Below are 17500 nucleotides of genomic sequence, written 5' to 3'. Positions count from 1 at the left end.
CCGGCCTCACCGCAGCTTCGGGTTCAGGGCGTCCCGCAACCAGTCGCCCAGAAGATTGACGTTCAAGACGAGCAGCGCCAGCGCCAGCCCCGGAAAGATGGCGATCCACCACTCGCCGGAATAGAGAAAATCGTTGCCGACCGCGATCAGCGTGCCGAGCGACGGCTGCGTGGGCGGCATGCCGACGCCCAGAAAGGAAAGGGTTGCTTCCGTGACGATCGCCAGAGCCAGGTTGATGGTGGCGATCACAAGCACCGGGCCCATGACATTCGGCAGGATATGCCGGGCCATGATGATGACGGAGGGAATGCCGATCACGCGTGCGGCCTGCACATATTCCTTGTTCTTTTCCACCATGGTCGAGCCGCGCACCGTGCGCGCGTATTGGACCCAGAAAGACAGGGCGAGCGACGCGATCAGGATGTAAAAGGCGTAGACCTTCCGATCGAGCCCGCCAAAGATGCCATTGGCGATGCCGTCGATCAGAAGCGCGATCAAAATGGCCGGAAACGTCAGTTGCACATCGGCGATGCGCATGATGAGCGCATCGGTCCGTCCGCCCACATATCCGGCGATGAGCCCGAGCGTGATGCCGATCGCGGCGGCGGCGAAGACCGAACAGAAGCCGACAATCAGGGAAATCCGCATGCCGTAGAAAATACCGGACAGGAGGTCGCGGCCCTGGTCGTCCGTTCCAAGCAGGAAGCGCGGATCCGCGTATTCCATCCAGACCGGCGGCACGCGGGCGTCGAGAATGGAAATGGAGGCCAGGTCAAACGGATTGTGAGGGGCGACCCAGGGCGCGAGCAAGGCGAGCGCGAACAGGACCAGGGTCACGAAGGCGGCCACCACGGTGATCTTCGAACGCAGGAAGGAGTGGAAGATGTCGCTGTCCGCCAGCCGGGCCAGGCGGCCGGGTGCAGGCTGCGCGTCCGTCCTGTCCTGAACGGCGGATTTGGCTTCTTCGTTGGAGACGTAAGGCATCGGGTCTTGTCTCCCTTATGGCCGTCCGACGCGCAGACGCGGGTCGATGAAGAAATAGAGGATGTCGACGATGAAATTGATCGCAACGAACAGGAAGGCGGTCAGAATCAGATAGGCGGACATGATCGGGATATCGACGTTCTGGACAGCCTGAAGGAACATCAGGCCCATGCCGGGCCATTGGAACACGGTTTCGGTAATGGTCGCGAACGCGATGATCGAGCCGAGTTGCAGGCCGGTGATCGTGACGACCGGCACCAGCGTGTTTTTCAGGGCATGACGGAAATGCACCAGTCTGTTCGGCAGCCCGCGGGCCCGGGCGAACTTGATGTAGTCCGTACGGATGACCTCCAGCATTTCCGCACGGATCAGGCGCATGATCAGGGTCATCTGGTAGAGGCCGAGAGTGATGGAAGGCAGGATCAGCGCCTTCAGGCCGGAGACGGTCAGGAACCCGGTCGTCCACCAGGAGCCGATCTGAACCGTCTCGCCCCGGCCGAAACTCGGCAGCCACTGAAGGGTCACGGAAAACAGGAAGATCAACAGAATGCCGATGAAGAAGGTCGGCAGGGAAATGCCGACCAGCGACACAGACAGGAACAGCTTCGACAGGGGCGAATGCCTGTTGAGACCCGCATAGATCCCCATGGGAACGCCGATCAGGAGCGCGAACAGAGCGGAGACGAAGCTGAGCTCCAGGGTCGCGGGAATGCGCTTCGCGAACAGCTCCGAAACCGGCTGCCGGAACTGATAGGAGGTGCCGAAATCGAACCGGGCGGCCTTGGCGGCGAACCGGAGAAACTGGATGGGGACCGGATCGTTCAGCCCCAAGCGCTCGCGAAGAGCCTCACGCTCCTCGATCGAGGTTTCGATGCCGACCATCTGATTGATCGGATCGCCGACAAAGCGGAACATGGTGAAGGCCAAAAGCGCCACCACGAGCATCACAATCAGGGCCTGAAGCAACCGCCGCGCTGCAAAACCAATCATTTCGGCTCTTCGATTCCGGCTTGCATGTCTTTGAACAGACGCTCCCGGCAAGGCCGGGAGCGGTGGTTATCCGCGTCCGGCTCAGTTCTTGGTAACGAACCGGAACTTGAACTGGTTATCGGGACGCTGGACCAGTTTGACCTCGTCCGAAACACCCCACGCAAGGCTTTGTTGATGCAGGGGAATGTAATAGGCGTTGTCGTGGCTGATCTTGTAGGTTTCCCCGATCATGCTGTCACGTTTGTCCTTGTCGATTTCAACCAGAATCTGCTGTGTCAGGCTGTCCAGTTCTTCGTCGCAGAAGCCGCCGATGTTGAACGGCGACCCCTTGCCCGCCTCGTCCCGGCAATTCATCAGGTTGGACAGGACGTTCCAGCTGTCCAGCGAACTCGGGGTCCAGCCGAGCATGTAGAAGGACGTGTCGTACCCGCCGGACGCCAGGATCTTGGCGAAATACTTCGCCTTCGGCTGGGCGTTCAGGTCGACCTTGACGCCGACTTTGGCCAGCATGGCGGCAACCGCCTGGCAGATGGCCTCGTCATTCACGTACCGGTCGTTCGGGCAATCCATGCCAACGGAAAAACCATCCGGATAGCCTGCTTCGGCAAGCAGGGCTTTCGCCGCCTCCGGGTCGTAGGAGTAGCGCGTGAAGGCGTCCGCGCCGGAGAACAGTGCCGGGGCGATCATGATCGCGCTCGGCGTGGAGAGGCCGCGCATGACCTTGGACTTGATCGCTTCGATATCGATGGCCTGATAGAGCGCCTTGCGGACCTTCGCGTCCTTGAACGGATTCTTGCCTTTCACGTCCGAATAAAGAAGTTCATCCCGCATCTGGTCCATGCCGAGAAAGACGGTACGCAGCTCCGGTCCCGTGAGGGCGGTGGTGCCCGGGTTGCTCTCGATGCGCCTGATGTCCTGAACCGGTATCGGGTAAACCATATCCAGTTCGCCGGACAAGAGTGCGGCGACACGGGTGGCGTCCGAGGAGATCGGAGTGAATTCGACGGTGTCCAGATTATGTTTCGGGGTATCCCACCAGCCGTCGAACTTTTCGTAAACCGTTTTCACGCCGGGCTCATGACTGACGATCTTGAACGGCCCGGTGCCGTTGGCATGCAGGCCGGCGTAGTTCGGCGTGGTGTCGGACGCGGAGGTAACCTTGATCGCATCGTGCTCGGTCGTCCACTCCTTGTCCATGATGTAGAAGGTATCCCACTCGGAGTGCAGGATCGGATTCGGGCTGGAAAGAACGAAATCGACCGTGTGATCGTCCACGATCTCGACCGTGACGTCCGGACCGATCCTAGTGGTCAGATCGGACCCCTCGGAACGGACCCGATCGACGGAAAAGGCGACATCCTCGGCCGTGAAATCGCCACCATCATGGAACTTGACGCCCTTGCGCAGGTGGAAACGCCAGCGCTTGGGGTCGATGATTTCCCATCGTTCCGCAAGAGCGGGTTCGATTTCGAGATTTTCGTTTCTTCGCGTCAGACCTTCATAAGTGTTTCCCAAAGAGGAGAGCGTAAAGGTTTCATTGAGGCCGTAGGGATCCAGGGCGTTTAAAGTTCCCTGGAAAGAATATTTAAGTGTTTCAGCCTGAGCGGCCGTCCCCATTCCCGCGGCCAGTAGCATTGCGGCAAAAATTTTTGGCGTCTTCATTTTTCCCTCTTTGTGGCTGTCGGATTGTTATCCGATTAGCTGCCTGCATTGTCTTGTCTGCGCGTACAACTTGCTAAAACGAACTATGACACCGTATACGCTTGCGTTCAAACCCGGTGCGTGTTCAAGAAGGCGTCTCCTTCCGGCATGTTTCGGCCAATCCGTCGAGGAAGGCCGCGCATTTGTCCAGTTGTTTCAATTCGATATACTCGTCGGCCTGATGCGCCTGGTCTATGGAGCCGGGCCCGCAGATGACCGTCGAAAGGCCATGGTTTTGAAAAATTCCGGCCTCCGAGGCGAAAACGACGACCGTGCGGCTGTTGTCGCCGGTCAACTGCCGGACGGTCCGTTCCGCGAGCCCGTCGTCTTCCTCCCGAAGGCCGGGCACATTCGCCAGTTCCTCGACCTCGATGCCGCAACTTTCTGAGATCGTGCGCATGCCGGGAAGAACCTCGGTTTCGATAAACGACCTGTAGGCGCCGATCCATGTCTCGGCGTTGTCGCCGGGCAAAAGGCGGATATCCGTGAGGAACTCGCAGTGGCCCGCGGTGATGTTGTGAGCCTGTCCGCCCTGGATCGTGCCGCAGTGGAGCGTCGTGTAAGGGGGGACGAAAGGACAGTCCGGATCGGCGTTTTTCCTGTTGTCCGCGGTCCTGGCATCGAGCCAGCCAATCAGGCGGGCGGCCGCTGAAATCGCGGATACGCCCCGGTGCAGCTGGCTGGAGTGAACGGGGTGGCCCTCGATACGGGTTTTCAGGACCGCGATTCCCTTGTGGCCGGTCACGACCTTCATGTCGCTTGGCTCGCCGACAACGACCATCCCCGGTCTGGGCCCTTTTGCCAGCATGTCCTCAATCAGGGGCGGCGCGCCGAAGCAGCCGATCTCCTCGTCGTAGGAAAGCGCGATGTGGATCGGGAGCTTGAGATCGGCGGCGAGAAAATGCGGCACCTTTGCGAGAACCGTCGCCGCGAAACCCTTCATGTCGGCCGCTCCCCTCCCGTGGAGGCGGCCGTCCCGGACCCATGCCGAAAAAGGGTCCCGGGACCAGGTTTGCCCTTCGACCGGAACCACGTCCGTATGGGCGGAAAGAACGATGCCTCCATCGACCGCGGGACCGATCATCGCATGCAGAGCGGCCTTGTTGCCGGTGCTGTCCGGGACGCGCACGGATGCAACGCCCAATCCGGCCAGATAGTCTTCAACGAACGAGATGAGTTCGAGATTGCTTTGGCTTGAAACCGTATTGAAGGAGATCAGTTTCTCCAGCATGGCCTGCGGCGAATTCGAAAGGCTCACGCCAACTCCCAGTTTCGCGTTGTTTCGCCGAAGAGGCATCAGCCGGCCGGCACGACAATTGTATCTAACCGTTTTAAGGGGAAGACTTGCAAGGGAATTTCCTTGCCCCGGAGTGTTATTTCAGCAGTCTCAGCGTTCGGAATGCTGGCTTCCGCTGCGTCGACGACGTCTTTCGAAACCACTGCGAAACTCTGATGCTCCTTGTTGGCGGCCTCGAGTCGGCTGGCCGTATTGACCACATCGCCGAGAGCGGTCAGGCCGCCGTTCGTGGCGGCGGTTCCTGCGGAACCGATTCGGCCGAGGATGGCCGGACCGAGATGCAGGCCTATCCCGAGGCGAATCGGATCGTGGAACTGCGGCCCTTTCTCGGAGTCGAGCATATGCATGACGGCTTCGAGCCGTTTGCACGCCCTCAGTGCTTGCCGGGCGCCGGTCTTTGCATCCGATTCCATACCGAACAAGGCCATGATGCCGTCGCCGATGAACTTGTCGACATAACCGCCTTCGGCATGGATGGCCGCGGCCGCCTGATCGAGATAGCTGTTGAGGAGATGCACGACGTCGTAGGCAAGCTGGGATTCCGTGATTTTCGTGAAATTGCGCAGATCCACGAACATCACCGCAATGTCCTGTTCGACCCCCCAGTAGTAGGCGTCCTGCAAATGCGCGCTCGTTTCCGGCCCCGCCTTCACCGAGACCAATGGCTGGATTTTCATGCTCACTTGTGGCCTTGCCTGGCAGGCCAGCCTGACACCCCGCACGGCGCCGATGCGGGAAAGCACCGCCGCTTCGGCGGAGTTCGGCGCCTCGAGCGTCTCTTCCCCCTCCAGGACCTTGACCCGGCATGTCGAGCATCGCGCGCGGCCGCCGCAGACCGAGGCTATCGGCACGTCGTTCATCCGGCTGATTTCAAGAAGTGTCGCACCTGGTTGCGCCTTGACGGAAAGACCGCCCGGATAGGTGATGGTGAGCCGACGGGCGCGCAGGTTGGCGAGGTAGCGGAACAGAATGGCCAGCAGGCTGGCGGCGATCAGGCCGAAGACCACCGCCTGCAGCTGATCGACAAGATCATGTATCCAGTCCCATTGGTCCCGAGTGACCTTGACCTTGACGTTTTCCGTCAGAGCCAACCGGCGCGCGCCTTCGACAAAGCCCCACAGAGCCAGGGACGGCAGCGCGACCGCGAAAGCGAGGGCGGCAACCTTCAGGCGCATGTAAAAGGGATAAAGCCTGAGCCAGAAATGCAGGCCGATCATGGCATGCGTCCAGACCACCAGCAGCAGCACGGACTGCATGAAGGCCTCGTCGGGCCAAAGGATCGTCAGCATCTGGTGATAGCTGGGATTGAAACCGAATTCCTTCGCGAGCCCGACGGTCGTGCCGATATGGGGTATCAGAGACCAGGGAATATACAGCCCGAGAACGAGCTGGATAAACTCCCACGCCGGCATTTTCAGCGTGGTCCTCCGGGCTGTGCGCCACAAGGCCAGGGTCATATGGGTGAGGATCGCGCCAAGAAGCAGCGCTTCGCCCAGTGGATTGCGCCAGACCCAGTAATGCCAGAGCGAGGCTTCGTCCATGGCGTTGACCGAGATGATGCCGAGCGCGTGGTTCAAAAAATGGCTGAGGCAATAGACGAAGAGAATCAGCCCGCTCCAAAGCCGCAGACGTTGCCGCAGGTTGCCGGTTCCCGGAGCGAATTGCCTTCCTGGCGCAGAGCGTGCCGGAGTGGAAGACAAGGAGTGGGATCCTGGCATGGGCTTGGCTTTCCCTCGGTTCATTGACAAGACGAAATCCTGGGTTCCGGCGTTTGGCAGACCCGGATGCCCGCATCCCGGCACGCGGACCGTGTTCGAAACTATCCGTAATCTCTATTTCTAACAGGTCTTTTAACGCCTGAAACCCGGCGAACATTCCATATCCCTCGGGTCCCGACGGTGGAAACGCGACAGCCGGCATCGGCCACGCCTTGCAATCCGGGCCGTCAAACGCGACTGTCCCGGCACATTGGAAACAAAACCTGCTGGTCACCGATTTGAATTTGAAGTTCGTCCCGGGCATGCCGCGAATTGAGACGATCTTCCAAGTCGGGCGACGAGCACAGCGGACAGGAAAAAGCGGATGAAAGTTTACGGCATCAAGAACTGCGACACCGTGAAAAAGGCACGGAAGTTTCTGGAAGAGGCGGACGTTCCTTACACGTTTCACGACTACAAGAAGGACGGTGTCGACAAGGACAAGCTGGCCATCTTCGTCAAGGAATTCGGCTGGGACACCGTGCTGAACAAGCGCGGCACCACCTGGCGGCGCCTCGACGAGGACACCCAGGCCTCCGTCGTCGATGCCGCCAGCGCGCTGGAGGTGATGATCGAACACCCCTCCACGATCAAGCGGCCAATCGTCGAAGGCGCGGTGAAGAACTTCATCGGTTTCGATCCCGTCTCCTGGGAAATGGCGCTGGAGCTGGGCGAGTTGAAGTAAGCGGTCCGCATCTTCAGAAACCGTCCGGAGGCGGTGTCACCAGCTCCGGCGCGGGCCCGTGTCGATATGGTAGTGGCCGGAGGCGTAGTGCTTGTAGCCGCCGACCTCGGGCTGGGCCTTCAGGAAGGCGATAACGGAGGAAGGGTTGCCGCGAACGGAGAAATCGACGGCCTGGCAGTTCAGATGATAGGAGTTCTTCGCGCCGCCCTTCCACCAGTTTTCCAGCCACCAGCGTTTGGTAGAACTGACGGTCACCTTGCCGTATCGGGCGGCAACGCGGTTGAGCACCTTTTTCAGCTTGCGCGGCACGCACCATTCGGTGTCGTCATAGTCGATGGAGCTGTGCGATGCGGTCATCCACCCCATGCCGGTGACGCCCGCCACGGTGCCGCACCCGGCAAGCGACAGGATGAAACCGGTAAGGAAAACCCAGGCAACGAAACGTTGACGCATCACTTGAGGTCCTGAAATCTGTTCGCGGTGTCGTCCCCCATGACCCGGAAACTACGGGCAATTTTATTAAAATTGTCATGAAAAACGTGGTTAACGCTCCGCGGGAATGAATAGCGCCCGGGATGAGCCGCTGTCGGAAATGCATACGGGCGTGCCGCAAATGCATGTACAAATCTCCGGCGAAACTGTTGGAAGATACCGCCCAAGGGAAGGGCACGCGCCAAGCCGGTGGAACCGGCCAGGGACTGCGGCCTCTTGGAGCATCGCTGGCAGAACGCGCCGTCAAGGCTGTTCAGTCCGCAAAGGAAACGATAGACGGACGATCAGCCGGTGCCGAGCGGACATCCGTCTGTCCCGTGAACTGGAGAAGTGAAGACCATGCCGGAAGCCCAATATGTTCTGACGCTGTCATGTGCGGACAGACCTGGAATTGTCGCCGCAGTGACAACGGAACTGGCTGATTTCGGCGCCAATATCGCCGAGAGCGATCAGTTCTGGGACCGGGTCACCAACCAGTTCTTCCTGCGCATCGCCATTCTGGCGCCGGAAGGCGTCACCTTGGAAAGCGTCCAGAAGGCACTCGATCCGGTGATTGCCCGCTTCGACATGAAGGCGAAGCTCGTCGACACCTCGAAACGGCCGAAGGTGATCGTGATGGTCTCGAAGTTCGACCATGCGATGCTGCATCTTCTTTACCAGATCCGGGTGGGCTGGATGGATGCGGAAGTGGTCGCCATCGTCTCCAACCATCTGGACAGCCAACGGACGGCGGAACATGAAAGCATCCCCTATTATCACTGGCCGGTGACCAAGGAAAACAAGGCGGAACAGGAGGAAAAGCTCCTCAAGCTGGTCAAGGAAACCGGGGCTGACCTCGTGGTGCTTGCCCGCTACATGCAGGTCCTGTCCGACAACCTGTCCAAGCGTCTTTTCGGCAAGGTCATCAACATTCACCACTCCTTCCTGCCGAGCTTCAAGGGCGCGAAACCCTATCACCAGGCCCATGCGCGCGGTGTGAAGATGATCGGCGCGACCGGCCATTACGTGACCCCGGATCTCGACGAGGGCCCGATCATCGAACAGGATGCGGAGCGGGTGACACACGCGCTTTCGGCCGACGATTTCGTCGCCCGCGGCCGGGACATCGAATCCCGCGTCCTGGCCCGGGCGGTGAAGTATCACCTGGAGAACCGGGTCATGATCGTCGGCAACAAGACGATCGTGTTCACCCCCTGACGGGGCATTCCCAGTCAGGTCGACCTCGGACCGGCTGTCAGGCGGCGGTCTCCGGGGCCGGTGCGGGAACGGGCATGCCGTCGCGCTTCAACTCCGCGAACACCCAGTCGCGGAACAGCCGGACCTTCCGGTTGTTGCGCTTCGTGGGCGGATAACTCAAGTACCAGCTTTCCTCTTCGATTCTGGCTGTCAGATCAAACGGCTGCTGCAACTGGCCGGTTTCCAGGGCGGTCTTGCAGAAGTAGGGCGTCAGAATGGCGACGCCCTGCCCGGCGATGGCGCGATTGGCTTCAAGCGCCTGCGAGCCCATGCGCGAATTGGGCCGGCCGCTGAGGTCCACATCGCCGAACCCGGCGGCCCGGAACCAAATCCCCCACCAGGGATCCTGGGGATCGACCATCGGCAGGCGCAGGATGTCTTCCGGCGACGTGACGCCACCGATGCTTGCGGCGAGCGCCGGGCTGAGCATGGGGGAGAAGTCCGCCTTGACGATTTCGTTCGAGATCCAGTCCTTGGGCGGTCGCTTGCAGGCCGAGACGACGATATCCGCGCTGTCGAACTCCGGGGAGGCTCCCGGCCCGTAGGGCAGGATACGCACGGCGATGTCCGGGTTCTGCATCTGGAAATGCACCAGCCGGTTCGCCAGCCAGTTGACTGCGAAGGTCGTGTTGCTCGAAACCACCAGTTGACCGGCGTTTTTCTCGCCCACTTCCTCGAAAGCCGTGCGCAAGGTCGCGAAGGCCTCGATCACCCTGCCCGAGAGCTGTCTGCCATTTTCCGTCAGTTCGATCCGGCGCGTCTTGCGAATGAACACCGCGTAGCCAAGCCGGTCTTCCAGGAGCCTGATCTGATAGCTGATGGCCGCCTGTGTCATGCCGAGTTCCTCACCCGCCTTGGTGAAACTCAAATGACGGCTGGCTGCCTCAAACGCACGAATCGCGGACAAGGGCGGCAGGCTGACTGGCATGCATAAAATTCCCTTATGTGTCATGCGCGAGGTTTCGTTGGTCACGCAAATGGAACGGACGGATATTGGCGCCATCGTAACAGGAGTTGAAGGCGATGTCCCGATCCGAACTGTGTGCAAGCCAAACCCGCTCCGGCCTTGCGCAAGCCGTTTTTGCAATAAGGCAGCTTATGCTGAAAACGCTCCGCAGGCCAACGGGGCATAAGCGCAAACGTCTAGCTCCGGGCGACCTGTCCCCGCACCTGATGAGAGATGTCGGCCTGACCGACGCCGCTTGGTCTTCGGGGTCTCTGGAAGAGAAATGGCGGCTCGAAATGAAACTGCAGGCCAAATGAGCATGCGGTATACCGAGGGTGTTCGACCGTCGCGCAGGCGTCTCGCGCATTGCGCTAAAGGGCCAGCGCCCACAGAGTTGCCCCCAGCATGGCAACCGCCATCGAAACGGTGATGGCGCGCATGGCCGGGCCTTCTCCGATGACCGCGAGAATGGAGACCCCGGCGAGCGCCCAAAGGGAATGAAACACCAGTCCGCCGATGGTGAAGCCTGAGACCAGGATCAGGGCGTTTTCGTGCAGGGTGAGCGTGTTGCCGGCCAGAAAGGTGGAAAACGCCACCAGGTTCATCGCCCAGGTCTTCGGGCTGAGCGGATGGATCAGAAGCCCCTCCCAGAAACTCGGCAGGGCGACCTCACCTTTCGGCCGGACGCTCAGGCAAATAATCCGCCAGGCGAGATAGGCCATATAGGCCATGCTCAGCGCCTTGAAGACGGAAACGACGGGTCCGCCGGCGGCCATGACATGACCGAGACCGTAGGCGACGCCCAGTTTCAGGGGGATCGAGCCGATCTGGGAGGCGACGATCACGGGAAACGCCGTGCGATAGCCCGCGGTCGCGCCGATGGCCAGAAAGGTCAGATTGCCGGGACCCGGGGTGCCGGTCATGACGATCACAAACACCGCGAAGGCGAGGAAGGTGGCGGTATCCATCGAGTGTCTCCAGGGCAAAATCGATACAATCGATACAAAAAAGAGGAGGCAATCTGTGTCTTGAGATATTGTCTCCGTCAATGATAACATTGTTCTCATGACAATGTGGGTCCCGAACATCGAAGCGGCCGAAGGGCCGATCTATCTGGCGATCGCCGACGCGCTGGAAGCCGATATCGGCGGAGGCAGGCTCTCTCAGGGGGACCGGCTGCCGCCGCAACGCGAGCTGGCCTATCGGCTCGGCGTCACGCTCGGCACGGTCACGCGCGCCTATGGCGAGGCGGAACGGCGCCGCCTGGTCAAGGGTGAAACCGGGCGCGGCACCTATGTCGCCTCCAAAACCCAGAAGGTCTCGCCCCTGGCGCCGGCCGAGGACGAACCGGAAACCTGCGATCTGGCGCGGAATTTCGCCTATCCGCATCTCAATCCGAGCCTTGCCGAAGGGCTCGTGCGCATGGCGGGAACACCCGGGATCGACCGGTTGAACGGGTTCGTGCCGTCGGAAGGGCTGAAAGCGCACAGGGAAACCGGGGTGCTGGTCTTCAAGGACTATGGACTGGACGCAGACCCCGCCCGCATCGCGGTCACCTGCGGAGCCCAGCATGGCATTCAGGTGACCTGCCAGGCGTTGTTCCGTCCCGGCGACGCGATTGCGGTCGACGGCTTCACCTACCCGTCGATCTTCAGTTCGCTGGCCGGCATCGGTCTGAAGGCGGCCCCGGTTCCGTCCCTGCGCGGTTCCGACGGCGGTTTCGCGGCGATGGATCCGGAAGCGCTGGCAAGAGCAGCCCGAAGCCATGGCCTCAAGGGCGTCTTCTTGATGCCGAACATGCACAATCCGACCACGCACACCATGTCGGAGGAGGAACGGCAGGACCTGGTCCGGGTGGCGCGGGACCACGACCTGAAAATCGTCGAGGACGATCCCTACACGCCGTTTCTGACCGAGACCCTGCCTGCCTTCGGCGCACTCGCGCCCGAGCGCACCGCCTCGATCGCCAGCATTTCCAAGGTCTGTTCGCCGGGAAGCCGGATCGGTTTCGTCCATGTGCCCGGCCCGTTCGGCGACACGATCCGCAACAAGATCGGCGAAAGCACCTGGATGGCCTCGCCGATCACTGCCGAACTGATCGCCGGCTGGGTGCGCGAGGGGCATTTGTTCAAGGCGCTGCGGATGAAACGCAAGGCCAACCGGGAGCGCTTCAAGATGGCTGAAAGCCTGTTGTCTCCCTATCGGCTCCAAAGCGGGCCGAACAAGGTGTTCGGCTGGTTGGGCCTACCCGAGGGGGCCGATCCGGACGCGGTTCAGGCGGCGCTTGCCCAGCAGAAGGTCTCCGTTCTGTCCTCACGCTACTTCCAGGCACGGGACCGCGCGCCGGCACCCTATCTCAGGATTACGTTCGGATCGGAGGACTCCGACGAACGGTTCCGCGAGGCTTTGGCCAGGGTGAAATCGACCATCGACCAATTCGCCAAGTTGCCGGGCCTGGTCCGCCCGGTAGGATGACCAGCCTTTGACACTGACCTGTTTCCGGCCGATAAGCGGCGCGAAAAAACTGGCGGCGGTATCCTGTCCGGAATGTCCTGTCGCCGCGGCGAGGTAATATGGCTTTCTGGCCGAAAAAAAAGACTGTACGCGCCTCAAGCGTCTGCGATCCGCAGGCGAGCCCCTATGCCGTCTTCGAGGGCGTGGGCCTCACCGTCGGCCGGAAGCGCATTCTTGAAGATCTGACCTTGTCGCTCGCCGAAGACCGCGTCGGGGTGATCGGCCTGAACGGCTCCGGCAAAAGCAGTTTTGTGCGTCTACTGAACGGCTTGCGCAGCCCGGATACGGGCAGCCTCTCCCTGTTCGGCGCGCCGTCGCGGGAGGCGGAACCCGAATTGCCGCGCCATGTCGGCTTCGTCTTCCAGAACCCGGATCACCAGGCGATTTTTCCGACCGTGGAGGAGGAAATCGCCTTCGGCCTGACCCAGCTCGGCGCGGACAAGGCCGAAAGCCGGAGCCGCGCCCGGGCATTTCTGGCGGAACACGGTTTCGAGGCTCTGGCCGGTGCGCCGATCGCGGAGCTTTCGGAAGGGCAGAAGCAGTTTGTCTGCATTCTGGCCGTGCTGGTGATGGAGCCACGCCTCCTGGTGCTGGATGAGCCCATGACCAGCCTCGACGCATTTTCCATGCGGCGGCTGCGGCGCAAGCTCCTCGCCTTGCCGCAAAAGATCGTCATGATCTCTCATGACCTTGATCATTTCAGGGGATTTGACCGGGTTCTGTGGCTTGAGGAAGGCCGTCTGCGCATGGACGGCAGACCGGAAGAAGTGCTTGCAGCCTATCAAGGCGACGTCGACGTCCGGCTTGCGGAAGACATGGAGGCCGCCGCGATATGATCCCGGTCTATCTGCCGCTCGACAGCTGGGCGCACCGGGTTCCGGCGGGCTTCAAACTGGTGATCCTGGCTCTGAGCAGCGTACTGCTGTTTCAGGTGGTGTCTGTCTGGGTCGCTGCCGGAGCTTTTCTGACGGTCTTGCTGGCCTATGCGTCCTTGGGGCGCGCCGGACTGGAACAGCTCAGGCTTCTGAAGGCCTTGAAGCTCTTTGCCGCCGTCCTCCTGATCGTCAACTGGTATAACGGGGCGGTCATGGACGGTGTCTTCGCGGTCCTGCGCCTTCTGACGATGGTGCTTGCCGCGAACTTTGTCTCGGTGACGACACGCATGGACGACATGCTCGCCGCCATCGGCCCGGTTTTCGTGCCGTTCCGCTGGATAGGCCTGTCCGAGCGCAAACCCGCGCTGGGCGTGACGCTGGTTCTGCGGTTCGTCCCCTGTCTGCTGCAGGTCTTCGGTGCGTTGCGGGAAGCCTATCGGGCGCGGACCGGAAAGAGCTCCTCCTGGCGGCTGATCGGCCCGCTCGGAATCCAGTCCCTGCGCATGTCCGACCATGTCGCGGAGGCCCTTGCCGCCCGTGGCGGCGCGGAAGGGTTGGCCCGCTTTACTGCCTTGGCGGGCGCAACCGGTCGCTCCGAACGGGTATCAAAAAGAAGGAATGATGGAATATGACTGACAGGTCTCTCGTTCAAATTGCCTTTTACGCCGCCCTGATCGCGGTGCTCGGACTGGTTCCGAAATTCGACCTGGGCCCGGTTCCGGTCACGGCGCAATCGCTCGGCGTGATGCTGGCCGGTGTCATGCTCGGCCCTGTGCGCGGCGCTCTGGCCGTCCTGCTCTTTCTTCTGGTTCTTGCGTTGGGGGCGCCTGTCCTGTCCGGCGGGCGGGGCGGTTTCGCGTGGTTCTATTCCGCGTCGGGCGGGTTCCTGATCGGCTTCCCCGTAGCAGCCTTTGCGGCAGGATTTGTTATGCGGATAACCGGCCGGCTGAACATTCTCGTTTCGTCCGCCCTTGCGGCTGCGATTGGCGGCGTTCTGGTGCTTTATGCCTTCGGAATTCCCGGAATGGCGCTTCTGGGCAACATGACCTTTGGCCAGGCTTTCTCCTTCGCCCTGATTTTCGTTCCGGGCGATCTGATCAAGGTCGCCCTGACGGCGGTGATCGCCCAGACCATCGCCCGGGGCCTGCCGAGCGCTCTGGTTTCCAGAAGCTGAGCCTGCCACCGGAACGAGACGGCCATGACCTTCATCGGGGACGGACTTGAGACTTTCGCGGACAGGTTCCCGGACAGAGCCGCCTTGAAATGCGGCGCGGTTTCGGTGTCCTGGCCGGAGCTTCTCGGGAAAGTCTCCGCCGCCGAAGAGATCCTTCGCAGCAGCACCGGAAAGGGTGCTCGGATCGCGCTTCGCCTGAAGGATCCCGTTCCGCTGCTCGTCTGGTTTCTTGCCTGCGCCCGGACGGCCCGCGTCGCGATGGTGCTGGATCCGGACTGGCCGGATCCCCAGGCCGAAGCGGTCCTGGCGGAAACGGCGCCGGATCTTGAAATAACCGCCGCATCCCCGGTGCGCCTGGTTCCGGAGGAGAGGAAGGCGCGGCCGCCGCGTTGCCGGCCGGACCGGGAGCGGCCGGGAGCAGACGACCTCTTTTACGCCGGGTTCACATCCGGGACGACGGGGACACCGAAAGGCTATGTGCGCAGTCACGGATCCTGGTTGCACAGTTTTTCACTGAGCGACAAGGAGTTCGCGGCACCGGACGCCGACTGTGTCGTCTTGCCAGGCAGGCTCACCCATTCGCTGCATCTCTACGGTGCTGTCTACGGATTGTGCCGGGGGCTGACGGTGGCCATCGCACCGCGCTTCGATCCGCGTCGCGTGCTTTCGGACCTGGACAGCGCGGAGACAGGCTCGATCCTCTTCGCGACGCCGACCCAGCTCCATTTTCTCGCCGAGGCGGCAAGGCGTGGCGGGGGCGGACAGAAAGTGCGGCAGGTGCTGGCCAGCGGGGCCAAATGGCAGGCTGGCGACCGCAAACGCCTGTCAATGGTTTTTCCGCAAGCCCGGCTGTTCGAGTTTTACGGCGCTTCGGAAACGAGCTTCATCGCGGTGTCCGGACCCGAAGACCCGGTCCCGCCTGGGTCTGTCGGACGGGCGGCATCCGGTGTCGAACTCGTCATCGGTGCTCCGGGCGCTCCGAATGCGCCGGGAGTGCCCGGACCGATCTGGGTGAAAAGCGGCCTTCTCTTCGCCGGATACCTGTGCGGGGAAGCTCCTGACACGAGATGGAACGGGGCCTGGCTGACGTTCGGCGACCGGGGCTATCTGGACCCGGACGGCTTCCTGTTTCTAACAGGCCGGGAAAGCAGAATGATCGTGACCTCGGGGCTCAATATCTATCCGGAAGAAGTCGAGGCGGTCCTGTTGGATGTTCCGGAAGTGGCCGTGGCGGTCGCCGGCGGACTGCCGGATGCGGTGCGTGGCCAGAGGCTTGAAGCGGTGGTCCAGCTTGCCGGTCCCCTGCCGGATGCGGAAGCAGCGCTGCTGCGCCATTGCCGCGAGAAACTTCCGGCGGGCAAGGTTCCCCGTAAGATCCACGTGAAAGAGCACCTGCCTTTGTCGCCCGGCGGCAAGCCGGATATCAGGACCATAATGGAGGCCTTGCGCGGTGACGCAGGCGAGTCGCTTTCGTGACGGCTTCGCGTCAGGCGGTTGTCGTCGCCGCGCGGCGTACGCCGGTTGCGCCGCGCGGCGGGGGGCTCGCGTCCTTGCAGGCCGATGAACTGGCGGCACCGGTCTTGGCCCGGTTGCTTCAGGATGCGGCAGTGGACCCCGCTCGGGTGGACCATGTCGTTCTGGGCAACGCGCTCTATGGCGGCGGCAACCCGGCACGGCGCGCCGCCTTGCGGGCCGGCATGCCGGAAACCGTGCCCGCGCTTACGCTCGACACCCAATGCTGTTCCGGTCTGGACGCCGTTTTGCTGGCCGCACACATGATCAGGGCCGGCGCGGCGGAGTGTGTTCTTGCGGGCGGGACCGAGAGCTTCAGCCGGTCTCCGATCCGAATGCACCGGCCTGAGGATGGCGTGTCGGAGCCTGTAGCCTATCTGAGGCCCTCCTTTGCACCGCCTCCGTACAACGATCCGGATCTGGCCGAGGCCGCCGCAAGACTTGCGGAGGACAACAAGATATCGCGCGAAAGCCAGGCAGCCTTTGCCGTGACTTCTCACGCAAAGGCGATGGCGGCGGCCGGCGACCTGGCCGCGAACCTGATTGTGACAGCTTCGCCGTGTCCGCGCCGGGATAGTTTTACCCGTCCTCTCATGCTGAAGACCGCACTGAGAGCGCCTTTGTTGGCGGGAGGTCCGGAAACAGGCCTGAGCGCGGCGACCATCGCCTGCGAAGCCGACGGCGCGGCGGCGGTTCTCATGATGTCCGCCGCCTGTGCCGAAGCTCACGGTGTCTCCGGTCTGACGCTTCTGGATGGACTAAGTTCGGGCGGAGAGACGGGAAATCCCGCGCTAGCCCCGATTGAGGGTGCACGGTCCATTCTGAAACGCCATGGCCTGGACGCCGGCGATCTCGCTTGCGTTGAACTCATGGAGGCCTATGCGGTTCAAGCCATGGCGTCGGCTGCCGCGCTTGAGGTGCCGCCTGAAAGTCTCAATCCTCTGGGAGGGGCGCTTGCCCGCGGCCACCCGATCGGGGCTTCGGGCACGGTTTTGGTGGTGCAGCTTTTTGAGCAGATGGTCCGTCGCCGGGAACCGGGCAGGACTGCCCAATCGCTTGGCATGGCGCTCATTGCGGCAGCTGGTGGCCTGGGGTGCAGTTTGCTTTTTGCCGACTGACATCTGCAGAGATGGATAACTTCTAAGTCATTGAATTTGCGTAAGTAAGCATGACTTACCTAACTTTTTTCCGGTTTTTTGCATTTTTTTGAATTTGCCCGTTGACGGTATGAATTAGTGTGCGTATAACGCGGCTCATCGACGGCGGCGATGTCGCTGGCGGCAGGGTTTTGCGACCTTAATTCCTGACAATTGGTCTGAGATGGCCGGATCTTTGTG

16 protein-coding genes are annotated in these 17500 nt (G+C 61.6%); 8 read left to right on the top strand and 8 right to left on the bottom strand.

Annotated elements, in window-relative coordinates; translation table 11 throughout:
• Positions 1–6: 6 nt before the first annotated feature.
• From JF539_RS21970 to JF539_RS21950, 5 genes are all read right to left on the bottom strand, one after another.
• Positions 7–984 carry an ABC transporter permease gene (locus JF539_RS21970; RefSeq protein WP_207142899.1) on the bottom strand — a complete coding sequence of 326 codons (978 nt, stop codon included), beginning with the start codon at positions 982–984 and terminating at the stop codon, positions 7–9.
• A gap of 15 nt (positions 985–999) precedes the next feature.
• Positions 1000–1974: an ABC transporter permease gene (locus JF539_RS21965; RefSeq protein ID WP_207142898.1), complete on the bottom strand. Its 975-nt coding sequence runs from the start codon at positions 1972–1974 to the stop codon at positions 1000–1002.
• An 81-nt stretch (positions 1975–2055) separates the two neighbouring features.
• A complete protein-coding gene (locus JF539_RS21960; RefSeq protein ID WP_207142897.1) occupies positions 2056–3636 on the bottom strand; it encodes an ABC transporter substrate-binding protein in 1581 nt (526 codons plus the stop codon).
• Positions 3637–3760: 124 nt separating this feature from the next.
• Positions 3761–4933: an acetylornithine deacetylase gene (argE, locus tag JF539_RS21955; protein WP_328809291.1), complete on the bottom strand. Its 1173-nt coding sequence runs from the start codon at positions 4931–4933 to the stop codon at positions 3761–3763.
• Between the two features lie 38 nt (positions 4934–4971).
• Positions 4972–6690 carry an adenylate/guanylate cyclase domain-containing protein gene (locus tag JF539_RS21950; protein ID WP_209017501.1) on the bottom strand — a complete coding sequence of 573 codons (1719 nt, stop codon included), beginning with the start codon at positions 6688–6690 and terminating at the stop codon, positions 4972–4974.
• Between the two features lie 364 nt (positions 6691–7054).
• Here JF539_RS21950 and JF539_RS21945 point away from each other — a divergent pair, with 364 nt between their 5' ends.
• Positions 7055–7414 carry an ArsC family reductase gene (locus JF539_RS21945; RefSeq protein WP_207142895.1) on the top strand — a complete coding sequence of 120 codons (360 nt, stop codon included), beginning with the start codon at positions 7055–7057 and terminating at the stop codon, positions 7412–7414.
• A gap of 36 nt (positions 7415–7450) precedes the next feature.
• Here the strand turns inward: JF539_RS21945 and JF539_RS21940 are convergent, their stop codons facing one another.
• The gene (locus tag JF539_RS21940; protein WP_207142894.1) at positions 7451–7867 is read right to left on the bottom strand and encodes a YcbK family protein; all 417 of its coding nucleotides are present in this window, start codon (positions 7865–7867) and stop codon (positions 7451–7453) included.
• Between the two features lie 378 nt (positions 7868–8245).
• On the opposite strand from JF539_RS21940, the gene purU reads away from it, so the two are divergent.
• Positions 8246–9103, top strand: a complete 858-nt coding sequence (gene purU / locus JF539_RS21935; protein ID WP_207142893.1) for a formyltetrahydrofolate deformylase — start codon at positions 8246–8248, stop codon at positions 9101–9103.
• Positions 9104–9140: 37 nt separating this feature from the next.
• Here purU and JF539_RS21930 read toward each other — a convergent pair whose 3' ends face one another.
• Positions 9141–10070, bottom strand: coding sequence for a LysR family transcriptional regulator (locus tag JF539_RS21930; RefSeq protein ID WP_207142892.1), 930 nt, complete (start codon positions 10068–10070; stop codon positions 9141–9143).
• 389 nt (positions 10071–10459) lie between these two features.
• A complete protein-coding gene (locus JF539_RS21925; protein ID WP_207142891.1) occupies positions 10460–11056 on the bottom strand; it encodes a LysE family translocator in 597 nt (198 codons plus the stop codon).
• A 97-nt stretch (positions 11057–11153) separates the two neighbouring features.
• Between JF539_RS21925 and JF539_RS21920 the strand changes: the two genes are divergently transcribed.
• The 6 genes from JF539_RS21920 (at position 11154) to JF539_RS21895 (ending at position 17281) form a co-directional block, all read left to right on the top strand.
• On the top strand, positions 11154–12563 hold the full coding sequence (locus JF539_RS21920) for a PLP-dependent aminotransferase family protein (RefSeq protein WP_209017500.1): 1410 nt from the start codon (positions 11154–11156) through the stop codon (positions 12561–12563).
• 98 nt (positions 12564–12661) lie between these two features.
• A complete protein-coding gene (locus JF539_RS21915; RefSeq protein WP_207142890.1) occupies positions 12662–13438 on the top strand; it encodes an energy-coupling factor ABC transporter ATP-binding protein in 777 nt (258 codons plus the stop codon).
• On the top strand, positions 13435–14109 hold the full coding sequence (locus JF539_RS21910) for an energy-coupling factor transporter transmembrane component T family protein (protein WP_207142889.1): 675 nt from the start codon (positions 13435–13437) through the stop codon (positions 14107–14109). Before JF539_RS21915 ends, JF539_RS21910 begins: the two co-directional genes overlap by 4 nt.
• Entirely contained in the window at positions 14106–14651 is a 546-nt protein-coding gene (locus tag JF539_RS21905) for a biotin transporter BioY (RefSeq protein ID WP_207142888.1), read from the top strand. The genes JF539_RS21910 and JF539_RS21905 overlap by 4 nt, the downstream gene beginning before the upstream one ends.
• 24 nt (positions 14652–14675) lie before the next feature.
• On the top strand, positions 14676–16127 hold the full coding sequence (locus JF539_RS21900) for an AMP-binding protein (protein ID WP_207142887.1): 1452 nt from the start codon (positions 14676–14678) through the stop codon (positions 16125–16127).
• Positions 16124–17281 carry a thiolase family protein gene (locus JF539_RS21895; protein WP_207142886.1) on the top strand — a complete coding sequence of 386 codons (1158 nt, stop codon included), beginning with the start codon at positions 16124–16126 and terminating at the stop codon, positions 17279–17281. Before JF539_RS21900 ends, JF539_RS21895 begins: the two co-directional genes overlap by 4 nt.
• Positions 17282–17500 lie beyond the last annotated feature (219 nt).

The sequence above is a fragment of the Roseibium aggregatum genome, from assembly GCF_017309185.1.
GTDB classification, from domain to species: domain Bacteria; phylum Pseudomonadota; class Alphaproteobacteria; order Rhizobiales; family Stappiaceae; genus Roseibium; species Roseibium aggregatum_B.
The sequence above is the reverse complement of the archived record's forward strand: the minus strand, read 5'-3'. Positions and strand labels throughout refer to the sequence as shown.